The following is a 14626-nucleotide window of genomic DNA, read 5'->3' as shown; positions in this document are numbered from 1 at the left end:
CCGCGCTCGCTGCCCGCTCGCGTCGACCTCTACGAGATGTCCTTGAAGACATGTCCTATCAAACATGACCTCCGTGATCTTTTCACCACCTCGGCCGCACCGGCGCGGGGGCCGGTCCGCCGCGGCGGTGCCGACCTCGCCGCGAAGACGCCTGCCCGCGCGGACGCTCGCTCCTCGCGCGTCGACTCGCCGACCGTCTCCTGGCCCGCGGGACAGCGTTCGCGCTGCGCCTCGCACTCGCACGCACGAGCGCCCCGACCCCCTCTGCGGGCGCTGTGCGAGCGGGACCCGTCCGGTAACACCGACAGGATGCGACTGCCAAGCGCCCCGCGAATTCTTGCGATTTTGACGCTCTCCCTGCTCCTCTCCGCCTGCAGCGACAGCGGCGGCGGCACCCTCGATCCCTCGGCGACCGACGCCTCGACCACCGCCGGCGACGCCACCACCGCTCCGGGCACCACCGCCCCGGACACCACCGCCGAGCCCACCACCGCCGTACCGACCTCCGACGGCACGACCTCGACCTCGACCTCGACCTCGACCTCCACCACCGATCCGGGCACGACCACCGGACCTGCGTGTCCGGCCGGCGACGAGGGCTGTCCGTGCGACGGCGGCGCCTGCGGCGACGGCCTCGTGTGCGAGGACGAGATGTGCGTCCCGCTCGCGGCCAGCTGCGGCGACGGCAAGGTCGACCCCGGCGAGGCCTGCGACGACGGCAACACCGTCGACACCGACGCCTGCACCGCCGCGTGCGCCGACGCCGTGTGCGGCGACGGCATCGTCCAGGAGGGCGTCGAGGCCTGCGACGACGGCAACGGCGACGACGCCGACGACTGCAGCTCGATGTGCGCGCTCGCCAGCTGCGGGGACGGCGTGCTGCAGGACGGCGAGGCCTGCGACGACGGCAACGACGACGACACCGACGACTGCCTCGCCACCTGCATGGTCGCCACTTGCGGCGACGGGGCGGTGCACGCCGGCGTCGAGGACTGCGACGACGGCAACGCCGACGACACCGACGAGTGCCCCTCGACCTGCCTCGCCGCCGAGTGCGGTGACGGCTTCGTCCACGCCGGCGTCGAGGCCTGCGACGACGGCAACGACGTCGACACCGACGCCTGCCTCTCGACCTGCGTCGCCGCCAGCTGCGGCGACGGCGTCGTCCAGGCCGGCGTCGAGGAGTGCGACGACGACAACGACGTGAACACCGACGCGTGCGCCGCCTGCAAGACCGCCGAGTGCGGCGACGGCTTCGTCCAGGCCGGCGCCGAGCAGTGTGACGACGGCAACGTCGTCGGCGGCGACGGCTGCGAGGCCGACTGCACGCTCGCGTGCGGCAACGACTGCTGGGGCGAGGCCGGCTGCATGACCGCCGGCGGCCGCTGCATCCGCTTCACCTGCACCCCCGGCAACGCCTCGGCCACCGCCTGCGACAGCTGCTTCGGCTGGCAGCCGATCAGCTACGACGAGTGGATGAACCAGGGCTACTGCAGCGACGTGACCACCAAGTACCGCCAGGTCCACAACACCGAGACCCGCTGCGGCCAGGCCCCGATGTGCTGCAGCGACCCCGCCTCCTGCGGCGGCGGCGACAACGCCTGGCACTTCCACGACGGCGCCAACAACCGCTACGTCGGCCCGTGCCTCGGCTGCGCCAACGACATGAACTGCACCTACTGGAACGGCGTCGACAACGGCAGCTACACCCGCATCACCGCCTGCGAGAAGATGTGACGGCTCTGCCCGCGGGGACATGCCCTCGAGGGCATGTCCCCGTGGACATGCTCGATCGCGCATGCTCCCCGGGACATCCACCCCACGCCCTGGCGCCGGCGGTGAACTCGCTGGCCGGCGCCCGGCATTCACCTGATCGCGGGTCGCTCCGTCGCCCCGGAATCCCCTCCTGAGTCCCCCGGACTTGTCCTCGATCGCGCGGCAGCCGCGGCGACCGCCAGGAGATCGCCGCCGCGCCTCCGAAGGCTCTGGTTCGCCCCGTCCGGGCCGCCGGGCCCGCGCGCGAGGATGCCCTTGCGGACACGATCCTGGCGACCGGCTCCAAGAGACAGGTTTGAGCGCCGGCTCGCGGGCCGTCATCACCCCCGGCCGCGCGCGCTACCGCCCCACGGAGTTGCCCTCGCTCGCACCTGTGCGCATGGGTGGTTTCTTCGGCGCGCGACACGAGAGGATCCACTCAAGACGGATCGCAAGAAACCACGGGGCCGGCGCTGCCGGATCGCCGGTCCTTCCGCACAATCGCCGCATGACTTCGACGTACGAGCGGTGGCTCGCGCTGGCGGTGGCGGCGGGGCTGGCGGGGTGCGGTGACTCGGGCAACACCACGGCCAGCGACTCCGGGACGATGACGCAGGGCACGGTCGACCCGACCGCCAACCCGACGGGCACGACGCCGACCGGCGGCACCGCGACCGACAGCGACGGCAGCGGCGGGTCGATGTCGAACGGCATGACGATGTCGACCACCGTCGGGCCGACGACGACCACCGTCGGGCCGACGACCTCGACCACCACGGACTCGACGACCGCGAGCACCGACACGACCACGACCAGCACGGCGACCACCGACACCACCACCGGGCCGGGCACCGACAGCACCGGCATGACCACCGGCGGCGTGTGCCGGCCGGGCGACACCGGCGGCATGGGCATGGCGGAGAAGAGCTACATCTTCATCCCCAGCCAGGACCTCGACGACGTCGCCAAGGTCAACACCCAGACCCTCGTCGAGGAGGCGCGCTACAAGATCGGCCCCGGGGGCGAGAGCGCCTCGCGCACGGCCGTCAGCGCCGACGGCCGCTACGTCGTCGTCAACAACCGCCAGACCGGGCGCAGCACCATGCTCGCGGCCAACGTCGAGGACTGCGTCGACACCAACGGAAGCGGCGTGATCGACACCTCGCAGAACGCCGGCGACGTGCGCCCGTGGGGCCAGGACGAGTGCATCCTGTGGCAGATCCAGTGGCCGTACGGCGGCGCCTGGGACGACGGTCCGCGCGGCGTGACCTGGACCCCCGGCACCTGGGATCCGGTCCAGTGCAAGTACGTCGACCCCAAGGTGTGGATCGGCTACATGGCCCAGGATCAGACCAGCGTGCACCTCGTGCGCGTCGCGGTCGACGGCACCGTGGAGGAGACGATCGTCGTGCCCGGCTGGAACGGCAGCGGCTTCGCGCCCTACGGCGCCGCGCTCGACCCCGACTTCAAGCCGTGGTTCTCGTCGCTGCGCGGCGAGTTCGTGCGCGTCAACACCGACCAGAACCCGATCACCGTCGACCGCTTCACCCCGCCCGGCAACGTGCAGTCGTACGGCTTCACCGTCGACCCCGACGGCCACCCGTGGTTCGGCGGCAACTGCGGTCCCATCACCCGCTTCGACCCCGACACGCAGACGTACACCGCGATCCCCGGGACCGAGGCCGGCTGCTGGCGCGGCGTCACGGCCGACAAGAACTTCACCTGGGTCGCCAACAACTCGCCGTGCGCGCTGGCCCAGGTCGACCGCATGACCAACACCCTCGTGGCCCAGCACAACACCAACCCGTGCTCGACCGCGATCGGCCTCAGCGTCGACATCGAGGACTTCGTGTGGCTGGTCGACCAGGGCGGCTGGGCGTGGAAGATCGACCCCGACAACGTGCCGGCGATGCAGCAGGTCATGGTGCCCGGCAGCCACTACGTCTACTCCGACATGACGGGCGGCCAGCTGAAGAGCATCCTCCCGCAGTGAAGCCGGGGCGCACCCGCGCCCGACATCGACCGTGACGCCGCGTGCGACGACGCGTCGTCACGATCGACCTCCGCTCCCGAGCCGCGGCGCCGCGATGATTCGCCGGCGCCGCCGTCGTCTAGCGACGCCACCCCGCTCGCCAGCGACTGCACCGAGGCCGTCGACGCCGCGCCGGCGACGCGATCGACGAGACCTCACGCGCCGTCGACGGACCGCGACGACGCGAAACAAGCCCTCGTCCGGCGCCGCAGCGGCCGAGGTCGCCCGCGCCGCCGGCTCGTGGGCGCGGAAGCGAGCCCCACGAGCGCGTGTCGTTCGTCCCCGCGGCGAGGCACACTGGGGCCCACATGGCCGCCGGCGACTACGAGCTCGCGGAGCAGCTGCACGACGGTCGCACGTCGCAGGTGTTCCGCGGCTTCCGCCGCCGCGACGGCGCGCGCGTGATCCTCAAGGCGCTGCGGCGCGAGTACAGCGACGCCGCCGGGACCGCCCGCCTGCAGCAGGAGGGCGAGCTGCTGCGGCGCTGCGCCGGGCCGGCGGTGCCCGAGGTCCTCGGCGTCGAGCGCTGGGACGGCTGCCCGGTGCTCGTCCTGCGCGACATCGGCGGGCTCTCGCTGCACCGGTTCCGCCAGGGCCGCCCGCTCACGCTGGTGGCGCGCCTCGACCTCGCGCTCGCGATCTGCGGCGCGCTCGCCCGGGTCCACGCCGCCGGCGTCGTCCACCGCGACCTCAAGCCGGCCAACATCATCATCCACGGCGAGGGCGAGCGCGTGCAGCTGATCGACTTCAGCGCCGCCGTGGCCGGCGAGGGCACGCTGCAGTACATGTCGCCGGAGCAGACCGGCCGCACCGGCCGCGACGTCGACCCGCGCAGCGACTACTACGCCCTCGGCGTCACCCTCTACGAGCTGTTCACCGGCCGCCTGCCGTTCGCCAGCGACGACCCGCTCGAGCTCGTGCACGCCCACCTCGCGCGCGTGCCCGCGGCCCCGGTCGCGCTCGTACCTGACCTCGGGGACACGTTGTCCCGCGTCGTCCTCCACCTGCTCGAGAAGAGCCCCGAGGCCCGCTACCAGAGCCTCGACGGCCTGCGCCACGACCTCGCCCGCTGCCGCGACGCCTTCGCCCGCGGCGAGCAGCCGCGCTTCGTCCCGGCCACCCGCGATCGTCCCCCGGGGCTGCAGCTGCCCGCGACCCTGTTCGGCCGCGAGCGCGAGCTCGCCGGCTTGCTGTCCGTTTGGTCAGGTGTTCGCGCCGGCGCCCGCGCCCTCGCCCTCGTCGCCGGCCCCTCGGGCGCCGGCAAGTCGGCGCTGGTGTGGGCTCTGGCCGGGGCGGTGCGCGAGGCCGGCGGCGTGTTCGTCAGCGGGCGCTTCGAGCAGGGCGAGAAGGCCACCCCCTACGCCGGCCTGCTCGCGGCCCTCGACCAATTGTTGCGGCGCGCCCTGGCCGAGCCCGACGAGCGCCTCGCGGCCGTGCGCGCCGCCCTCGACGCCGCCCTCGGCGACGCCGCGGCCGGCCTCGCCGACGTCTTGCCCGCGCTCGCGCTGGTCCTCGGCGCCCGCCCGCGCCCCAGCGTCCCCCTGCCCGCCGAGGCCGCCGGCCGCTTCCACATCGCGGTCACCCGCCTCGTGCGCGTGTTCGCCGGTCGTCAGGCCCCGCTCGTGATCGCCGTCGACGACCTGCAGTGGGCCGACCCCGCCAGCCTGCGCCTCTACGACGAGCTCGCGCGCGAGCCCAGCCTCGACCACCTGCTGCTCGTCGGCAGCTACCGCGACGACGAGCTCGCCCCCGGCCACCCGCTGCGCGGCCTCGCGGCCGACGTCCGCGTCGTCCTCGGCTCGCTGTCCGCCGCCCAGGTCCAGCGCCTGATCGCCGAGACGCTCGCCTGGCCCGAAGGACAGGCCGCCGAGCTGGCCGCGGTCGTCTCCGCCAACACCGACAACAACCCGCTGTTCGTGCGCGCCTACCTGCGCTGGCTGTTCGACCAGGGCTTTCTGGTCTGGTCGCCCGAGCGCGACGGCTGGGCCTGGGACGCCGCCGCCACCGCCCGCGCCGCCCCGGGGGCCGACATCGTCGCGCTGATGACCCGCCGGCTCGCCGCCCTCGACGCCCACGTCCGCGCCGCGCTGCAGGCCGCCGCCTGCGTCGGCGCCCGCTTCGACCGCGAGCGCCTGGCCGGCCTGCTCGGCCGCGACCCCGCCACCGTCGAGGCCGCGCTGGCCCAGGCCATCGATCGCGGCCTCGTCGTCGCCGTCGACGTCGGCGTCTACGAGTTCGTCCACGACCGCGTGCAGCAGGCCGCCTACGCCGGCCTGCCCGCGGGCGAGCGCCAGCGCCTCCACCTCGAGCTCGGCCGCGGCCTCTTGCGCGGCGCCGACTCGGCTGTCCTCGAGGACATGCTCTTCGAGATCGTCGGCCACCTCAACCTCGCGGCCACCAAGATCGTCGCGCCGGCCGAGCGCCTGCGCCTGGCCGAGCTCGACCTCGCGGCCGGGCGCAAGGCCATGCGCGCCGCCGCCTTCCCCACCGCCGTCCTGCTGCTGCGCCAGGGCCTGGCGGTCCTGCCCGACCGCGCCTGGGCGACCCACTACGACCTCGCCTTCGCGCTGACCCGCGACTGCATGGAGTGCGAGCACTTCGCCGGCGACCCCGACGCCGCCGCCGCCCGCTTCGCCCCGCTCCTCGCCCGCGCCCGCGACGACGTCGACCGCGCCGCCGTCCACGACCTCAAGGTCGCGCTCGAGACCGATCGCGCCAGCATCCACGCCGCGCTCGCGGCCGGGCGCGCCGGCCTGGCCCTGCTCGGCGTCCACGTGCCGGCCAGCGCCTCGCGCGTGGCGATCCTGCGCGAGCTCGCGGCCGTCCGCTGGCTGCGCGGCCGCACCTCGCTGAGCGACCTCGCCACCCTGCCGCAGGTCCGCGACGCCCGCATCGCCTGCGCCCTCCGGCTCCTCTGCACGATCTGCGTCTCCGCCTACCACCACCAGCCCGACCTCTCGCTCCTCTACGGCCTGCGCGCCCTGGCCCTCGCCCTGCGCCACGGCGTCATCGGCGAGTCGGCCATCGCCGTCGCCCTCTACGCCTTCGCCCACGTCCACATGTTCGGCGACGTCGCCGGCGCGCGGGCCCTGCAGGACGCCGCCTACGCCCTCGCCGATCGCTTCGCCGACCCGCGCCTCGGCCCCCAGCTCGCCAACTACTGCGGCGTCTACGTCGCCGCCTGGCTCGAGCCCGCCGCGGTCACCGTCGCCCGGCTCGAGCGCGAGCTCGAACAGGCGACCCGGCTCGGCGCCACCTCGATGGCGCTCTACATCTCGGTCGGCATCATCCACGCGCGCTGGCTCGGCCTCGGCGACGTCGAGCAACTCCTCGCCAGCGGCCGCGCCCACGCCCCGATCGGCGTCGGCATGCCCGGCTTCGATCAGCGCCACTGGCACCTCCTGTTCGTGCGCCTGTGCCTGGCCCTGCGCGGCGAGACCGACGGCCCCACCTCGCTCGCCGGCCCCGACTTCGACGAGGACGCCCTCGTCGACGAGCTCGGCCCGCACAGCCGCGCCCTCGCCTCGGTCTACCACCTGGCCAAGCTCACGCTCCTCTACCACCACGGCGCCATCGACGAGGCACTCGCGCTGTCGAAGCGGCTGCGCTGGGCTCGCACCGAGGGCGCCCTGCTGCTGATCGATCAGATCACCCTGCCGCTGCTCGTCCTCACCGCCCGCGGCGAGCCGCTCGCGCGCCAGGACCAGCGGCGCGCCCTGGGCTGGCTCGGGCACCTGCGCCGCTGGGCCGAGCTGAGCCGCGAGAACATCGAGGGCCGGCTGTTCCTCGCCGAGGCCGAGCTGGCCCGCTGCCGCGGCGACCACGACCAGGCCGCCCTGCTCTACCCGCGCGCCGTCGAGGCCGCCCGCCGCGCCGGTCACCAGCGGATCGAGGCCCTCGCGCTCGAGCGGGCCGGCCGGCACTGCGCCGCCCGGCAATCACATGTCCTCTCGCACATGTACCTCGGGGCAGCCGTCGCCGCCTACGAGCGCTGGGGCGCCTCGGCCCTGGCCGCCCGCCTGCGCGCCGAGTTCCCCGGGCTCGCCGCGCCGGCGCCCGTCCCCGTGCCCGTCGCCGCGCCGGCCCCGATCCCCGCGCCCACCAGCTTCGGCGCCGAGGCCATCGACGTCGCCGCCCTCCTGCGCAGCACCCGGGCGATCACCGGCGAGCTCGTGCTCGACAAGCTCTTGCGCGCGCTGGTCCGCACCGTCCTCGAGGTCGCCGGCGCCCGCCGCTGCTTCGTCCTGCTGGCCGGCGACGGCGGCCTGCAGATCGCCGCCGCTGCCGACGTCGCGCGCGAGCGGCTCGACGTCTTGCAATCTCGGGCCATGTCCGAAGAGCCAGGTCTCCCGCAGTCGCTGGTCCACTTCGTCGCCCGCACCCGCCGCGACGTCGTCCTCGGCGACGCCGAGGTCGACCACGACTTCGCCGGCGACCCCGCGCTGGCCGGCGTGCGCTCCGTCCTGTGCGCGCCGATCCTCGGCCACGGCGAGCTGCTCGGCGTCCTCTACCTCGACAACGACCTCGCCCCGCACACCTTCGGCAGCGGCCGGCTCGCCCTGCTGCGCCACCTCGCGGCCCAGATCGCCACCTCGATCGACAACGCCCGGCTCTACGAAGACCTGGCCCGCGCCCGCGACGCGGCGGTGCGCGCCGATCGGCTCAAGACCCGCTTCCTGCTCAACATGAGCCACGAGCTGCGGACCCCGCTCAACGCCGTGCTCGGCTACGCCGAGCTGATCCGCGAGTCGGCGGCCGAGGGCGACCTCGCCGCGATCGACGGCGACACCGAGAAGATCCGCCGCGCCGCCGCGCGCCTGGTCCGCACCCTCACCAACATCCTCGAGCTCTCGCGGGTCGAGGCCGACGTCGTCGAGCCCGCGCGGGTGGCCGTCGACGCGGCCGCGCTGGTGCGCGAGGCGGTGGCGGCCTGCGAGGTCGAGGCGCGCGCGCGCGACGCGCTGGCGCTCGAGCTCGACCCGGCGCCGTTCGTGTGCCTGACCGATCCCGCCATGCTCGCCCACTGCGTCTCGACCCTGGTCGACAACGCGGTCCGCTTCACCGAGCACGGTCGCGTCACCGTCCGCCTCGCCGCCATCGCCCGGGACGTCGACCCCTGGCTCGAGCTGCGGGTCAGCGACACCGGCGTCGGCATCGCCGCGGGCGACCTCTCGCGCCTGTTCGTCGCCTTCCAGCCGCTCGACGATGCCCCCACGCGGGCCCAGGAGGGCAGCGGCGTCAGCCTCGCGCTGGCCCACCGGTTCGCCCGCCTCCTGGGCGGCGACATCGACGTCGTCAGCGCGCCCGGTCGCGGCTCGACCTTCGTCCTGCGAGTCCCGGCGCCGCGCGAGTGATGCCCACGCCCACGCCCTGCCACCTCGAGACCCGACATCCCCAGCGCTCGACAACCCGGGGCGCCTCCGGCATCCTCGGCCGGCATGGTCTCGCGCGGTCGCCTGCGGCCTCCGGACAGCGCCGGTGGCCGGCCTCGCGCGCACGCGCGGCCGGGCGCCTCGGCCGTCGTCGGCCTCGCGGTCCTGGTCGCCGCCGTCGTCCCCGCCTGCCGGCCCGAGCCGTCGGCCCCCGACCGACCTGTCCCTGCGAACATCCCCGCGTCCGGCCTCACCGTCTACAAATTCGCCCGCGTCGTCACCGCCCCGCACGAGGTCGTCGAGGGCGGCGCGGTGGTCGTCGACGGCAAGCGGTTCCACAGCGTGCTCGCGGCCGGCGAGCCGCTGCCCGCCGGGGCCAAGGTCGTCGATCACGGCCGCTACACCGCGATCCCCGGCCTCATCGACGCCCACACCCACATCACGTTCTGCTGGGATCCGGCGTGGGGTGACCGCGCGCCGCACGACCCGTTCCAGATCGCCCAGTCGAAGGCTCAGCTGCAGCCGCTGGTCGAGGCCAACGGCCGCACCCTGCTCTCGATCGGCGTCACCACGATCCGCGACCTCGGCTCCGACAACCACCTCGACCTCGAGACCGCCGCGCGCATCGAGGCCGGCGAGCTCGTCGGCCCGCGGATCTTCGGCGCCGGCGACGGCGTGTGGTCGTCGCGCCTGGCCCCCAAGGAGTCGACCCGCCCCGGTCAGGCCGACGGCGTCGAGCAGGTCGCCGCCACCGTGCGGCGGGAGATCGCAGCCGGCGTCAAGGTCGTCAAGCTGTGGGCCTCGACCGGCAGCGACGACGACCTCACCGGCGAGCGCACCTACTCGTACGAAGAGATCAAGGCCGCCGTCGACATCGCCCACGCCCACGGGATCCCCGTCGCCGTCCACGACACCCTCGGCACCGTCACCGACGACATCGTCCGCGCCGGCGCCGACAGCGTCGAGCACCCGCGCAAGCTGTCCCCCGAGACGCTCGCGACCATGCGCGCCCGCGGCGTCGTCTACGTGCCGACCATCCATCACAACCGCTACTACCGCGACAACATCGACCGCTTCGGCTTCTCGCCCGACAAGCGCGCCGCCTTCGACGCCTTCATCGCCGACAACATCGCCACCGCCAAAGCCGCCCACGCCGCCGGCGTCACCATCGTCATGGGCTCCGACGCCCTCTACACCGCCTTCGGCGAGAGCACCCGCGAGCTCGACGTGTTCGTCCACGACGTCGGCATGACGCCCATGGAGGCCCTCGCCACCGCCACCACCGACGCCGCCAGGCTGCTGCGCGCCGACGACCGCATCGGCGCGATCCGCCCCAACTACCTCGCCGACTTCGTGGTGATCGACGGCGACCTGTCGCAGATCGAGCACATCCACGACGTGGTCGCGGTGGTCAAGGAAGGCGCCGTGGTGTTCGAGGCCTCGGCGACCGGCAACTAGCGCTCGCGCGGTCGCCTCGCTCGTGGGCGAGGGTCGCCGACAGGACCCGGTCGCGGGCCGTGCCGCTCACGGCGCGAAGACCGAGACCTCGAGGCCGCCCTCCGGCCCCGGCATGCACGACCCCGCCACCGCCTGTTCTTCAAGACATGTGCAATCGGGCATGTCGAGGCAGGCCGCGGGCAGCGGCACGCAGCTGTGGGTGATCATGCCCTCCCGCTGGCCCGGGTGGAAGATCTCGCAGTACTCGGCCGCGAGCAGGCAGGCGGCCTCCTCGCCGCACGGGAACGTCGCCGGAGCGCCCGAGGTGGCGTCGCTGCTGCCGCTCGTCGCGTCGCTGCCCTCGCTCGTCGCGTCGCTGCTCCCGCTCGTCGCGTCGCTGCCCTCGCTCGTCGCGTCGCTGCTCCCGCTCGTCGCGTCGCTGCCCTCGCTCGTCGCGTCGCTGCTCCCGCTCGTCGGCGCGCCCGTGTCGGTCCCCGGCTCGCCGTCGCCGCTGGTCGTGGATTCGCCGTCGGTGGCGCTCGTCCCCTGACACGCCTGCGGCGGGCACGTGGTGCTCTTGTTGTGGACGACGAACCCGCCGGCGACGAAGTTGTGGTGCTCGCTGGCGACCCCGACGTCGAAGACGTCGTGGAGGCCGGCGTCGAGGCGGTGCTCACCGACGCCGTGACGCCGGGACCGCGCCTCCGGCAGTGCACCATCGATCAGGCTCAGACTCGCGGCCTGACGCAGCGCCACGCGCCCCGCCGCCACGTAGCCCCCGACTTCGGGGACGTGGACCGGGTGATCGGGGGTGACGAGGAGCTCGCGGCCGTCGTCGGCGACCAGGGCCAGGCACTCGCGGCGCGCGTGACGGAGGCTGACGACCTCCGTGGCGACCAGCGTGCCGCGTTCGAGGTCGACCGCGAAGATCGGGTCGCCGACCTGCAGCGCCTCGATGGCCGCCCAGCCGCGCGGGGTGGCCACCAGGGTCCCGGCGGCCACGCACGTGCTCGAGCTGGTCGATTTGTCACCCCCGCAGCCGGTCCACAGCACCAGGGGGGTGGCGAACAAGAGGAGCAGAGAGTCGATAGAAGGAGAAGAAGCCATGGACCAGAGAGTAGCAGGCGGTCCGGCCGACGACATCGCCGCGGCGGTCAAGGAAGGTCCCGTGGTGTTCGAGGCCGGCGACCGGCAACGAGCGCGCGAACCCGCCGTACCCGGTCAATGCGCGCACATGCGTCCATCAGCGGATGATCACGGGCGAGCGCGCCTGCCCGAAGGCCGACACCGCGGTCGTGTACGACCTTTGTAAATCATGGAGCTCTCGCTCGCGGCGGCCGAGGCCGGCGTATCCTCCGGCGAATGATCCGGGTCGCCCTCTCCGCGCTGGTGCTCCTGTTCGCCTGCACGCCGCCGCCCGCGGTCGCGACGAAGCGGGCCGAGGTCCCCGCGCTGCGCTGCTCGCTCGACGTGCCGGCCGGCACCGAGGTCACGCTCCACGTCGACGGCGCGACCTTCATCCTCGAGCCCGGGGCCCGAGCGCCGCACGCCTTCTCCCTCCACGCGCGCGCCCCGGCGCAGCGGGGCGAGCTGCGGCAAGTGCTGGCCCCGGACGTGTCCATCGCCTACGCGCTGGAGGCCAACGACGGCGGCAGCGGCGGCAGCGAGTCGACCCTCGTCGGCGCCTTGCAGGTCGGTGACCGTGAGTTCGCGGTGAAATGCCACGACCAGGACGAATGGCCAGGCGATCCGGACGCGTCCTGGTGCCTCGCGTGGCTGGCGACGATCCGCCTCGACCGCTGAGACGGCCGATCGATCGTTCGACCGCGATTCAACGAGTCCCGCGAGACATGCTCGTTCACGCATGTCCCACCGAACATGTCCTTAAAATCATCCTATGGCACGGGCACGCTCTGCGGGCCGGCTCGTCGCCGACGACGTAGTCCGGCGGCGGCGTCCACACGAACTCGCGCCCGTCGGGGTACTTCACCCGGTACGGCGCCGAGCCGCCCCTGCCCAGGGCCTCGATGACTTCGCCTTCCTCGCCTGACGGGGTCGTGACGCGCGTGCCTACCGGTACGTTCATGGCTTCCATCCTTCGTGAGTCGGCGACGGCTCGCCGCGCGAACCGTGCTCTTCCAGTATTTTTTCCATCCTCGTCATCGGCAAGCCCCGCCTGCCCCGATCTGCGCCGCACCGGCGGCAAAAACGCCACGGAGCGCGGCCACGAGGGCCCGCCGCACGGCTGAGGTCGTCGCCGGCAAACTCGACCGCAGCGGCGGGCTCGACCGGACTGCGCAAAATGCCCCCGCGGGCCCCTCGCACCACGGCGCCGCCGCCCACGAGCAGCAGCGCATCACTTCCGGTCGGTCGCGTCCGCTCGCCGCACGAGCCGCCGCAGCGCCTCGTCGCCCAGCTCCTCGAGCGCGAGCACGGCGAGGTACGGATCGTCGCCGGTCAGCTGCAACCATCGCGCGAACGCCGGCTCGGTCTTCAGGCCCTCGCGCTTCCATTGCGTGATCGTAGCGACCGCCCCCGCGCTGGCGAGCGCCAGCACCCGCGCCTCGACCTGCAGGTGACGCCAGCCGTGCTGCAGGGCCACCGGCTGCGGCTGCCCGAACAGCTCGACCGCGAACTCCTCGGCCGCGAACCGCACGATCGTCGACGGCACTCCGCGCACTAGGACCTGCTCCGTCATGAACCCGGGCTGGGTCGCGTACGCCGAGCACGCGGCCACGAACGCCGCCGGCTCGTGCACCTCGCACAGCACGTCGAGGTCGCTCGCCTCGGTGTGGATCGGCAGCGGCAACGTCCCCGCCAGCGCCGGCTGGAACTCGCCCAGCCGCTCGAAGATCGCCAGCGATCGCAGCACCGCGTACGCCCGTCGCTGCCGCGGCGCGCCCGTCCGCAGCCCCTCGAGATCGGTCCACGCCCGCGTCATCCCCGGCGAGCGTAGCCGATCCCCCGCCGATTCGCGCCACCACCGGGCCTCGCGCCGACCGCCCTCCTTCTCAACCTGGCCCAAGAGCCATCCCCGCTCCGTCGCCCGCGACGCCTCTCGCCTCATCGCGCTCGATCGACGAGCTCACCCCCCTGCGCGCTTCCCCAGCGCTTGCGTCACGAACGCCACGAACGTCCGCTCGAGCCGGCTCGGCACCCGGTCGAGCAACCGCACCAGCGAGATCCGGTTGGTCAGCGCCCGCTTGCGCGTCGTCACTGCCACCAGCTCCCCGGCTGCCAGCGCGCGCGCCACCGTGTGCGCCGGCACCACCCCGAAGCCCATCCCGTGGCTCGTCGCCGCGATCACGGCCTGCACGCTCTCGACCGCCAGCGCCGGCTCGAGCCGCGGCGGCACCCGGCCGAAGTGGTGGCGGAACCACCCGCGCACCGCCGGCGCGCTCGCGTGGTAGTCGACGAAGCGCTGCCCCGACAGCCGCGCGAACGCCCGGCTGCCCGCCAGCGTCGCCGCCTCGTGGCCCGCCGCCGCCACCAGCACCAGCGCCTCCTCCATCACCTCGGCCACCTCGAAGCCGGCCAGCCGGCGCTCCGCCGAACCTGGCCCTTCAAACAGGTCCGCGAACCCCAGGTCGAGGCGACCCTCCTCCAGCAGCGGCACGATCTCCGACGGGTGCCCCAGGCGCAGCGAGAAGCGCACCCCCGGGTGGACGCGGGCGAACCCCGCCAGCACCTCCGGCAGGCGGTGCGCCCCGAACTCGACCGGCGCCCCGATCTGCAGCGTCCCCGCCAGCTCGTGGCGGGCGCGGTGGATCTGACCCACCCGCTCCTGCAGCCCGGCGACGAACGGCGCCACCACGGCGAACAGCGCCTCGCCTGCCGCCGTCGGCACCACCGCCCGGTGGCGGCGGACGAACAGCTGCGCCTTCAGCTCGTCCTCGAGCTTGGCCAGGCTCTGGCTCACCGCCGACTGCGTCACGTGCAGCGCCGCCGCGGCCGCGCTGACGCTGCGCGCCTCGTGGACGTGGAAGAACACCCGCAGGCGGTTGAAGTCCGGCAGCATTAGCCACACTTA

Annotated in this window: 9 protein-coding genes; 5 read left to right on the top strand and 4 right to left on the bottom strand. The window is 73.8% G+C overall.

What is annotated here, in order from left to right; genetic code table 11:
• Positions 1–345 precede the first annotated feature (345 nt).
• The 4 genes from OV079_RS07490 to OV079_RS07475 all read left to right on the top strand — a co-directional run bounded on the left by OV079_RS07490 (position 346) and on the right by OV079_RS07475 (position 10617).
• Positions 346–1737 carry a DUF4215 domain-containing protein gene (locus tag OV079_RS07490; RefSeq protein ID WP_267767090.1) on the top strand — a complete coding sequence of 464 codons (1392 nt, stop codon included), beginning with the start codon at positions 346–348 and terminating at the stop codon, positions 1735–1737.
• 526 nt (positions 1738–2263) lie between these two features.
• Complete coding sequence (locus tag OV079_RS07485) at positions 2264–3748, top strand: NHL repeat-containing protein (protein WP_267767089.1); 1485 nt, start codon at positions 2264–2266, stop codon at positions 3746–3748.
• A gap of 347 nt (positions 3749–4095) precedes the next feature.
• Positions 4096–9141 carry a sensor histidine kinase gene (locus OV079_RS07480; RefSeq protein ID WP_267767088.1) on the top strand — a complete coding sequence of 1682 codons (5046 nt, stop codon included), beginning with the start codon at positions 4096–4098 and terminating at the stop codon, positions 9139–9141.
• An 84-nt stretch (positions 9142–9225) separates the two neighbouring features.
• Positions 9226–10617, top strand: a complete 1392-nt coding sequence (locus tag OV079_RS07475; protein ID WP_267767087.1) for an amidohydrolase family protein — start codon at positions 9226–9228, stop codon at positions 10615–10617.
• Between the two features lie 66 nt (positions 10618–10683).
• On the opposite strand, the gene OV079_RS07470 is transcribed toward OV079_RS07475, so the two are convergent.
• Positions 10684–11667, bottom strand: coding sequence for a Hint domain-containing protein (locus OV079_RS07470; RefSeq protein WP_267767086.1), 984 nt, complete (start codon positions 11665–11667; stop codon positions 10684–10686).
• A gap of 291 nt (positions 11668–11958) precedes the next feature.
• Between OV079_RS07470 and OV079_RS07465 the strand changes: the two genes are divergently transcribed.
• Positions 11959–12399, top strand: coding sequence for a hypothetical protein (locus OV079_RS07465; protein ID WP_267767085.1), 441 nt, complete (start codon positions 11959–11961; stop codon positions 12397–12399).
• 55 nt (positions 12400–12454) lie between these two features.
• On the opposite strand, the gene OV079_RS07460 is transcribed toward OV079_RS07465, so the two are convergent.
• The 3 genes from OV079_RS07460 to OV079_RS07450 form a co-directional block, all read right to left on the bottom strand.
• Positions 12455–12682 carry a DUF1918 domain-containing protein gene (locus OV079_RS07460; protein WP_267767084.1) on the bottom strand — a complete coding sequence of 76 codons (228 nt, stop codon included), beginning with the start codon at positions 12680–12682 and terminating at the stop codon, positions 12455–12457.
• Between the two features lie 270 nt (positions 12683–12952).
• Positions 12953–13537 (bottom strand): DUF4269 domain-containing protein, encoded by a 585-nt coding sequence (locus OV079_RS07455; protein WP_267767083.1) that lies wholly within the window; start codon positions 13535–13537, stop codon positions 12953–12955.
• Between the two features lie 144 nt (positions 13538–13681).
• Entirely contained in the window at positions 13682–14614 is a 933-nt protein-coding gene (locus OV079_RS07450) for a LysR family transcriptional regulator (RefSeq protein ID WP_267767082.1), read from the bottom strand.
• Between the last annotated feature and the right edge of the window lie 12 nt (positions 14615–14626).

Origin of the sequence: Nannocystis pusilla, assembly GCF_026626665.1 — a bacterium.
Taxonomy (GTDB): Bacteria; Myxococcota_A; Polyangia; order Nannocystales; family Nannocystaceae; genus Nannocystis; species Nannocystis pusilla.
The sequence above is the reverse complement of the archived record's forward strand: the minus strand, read 5'-3'. Positions and strand labels throughout refer to the sequence as shown.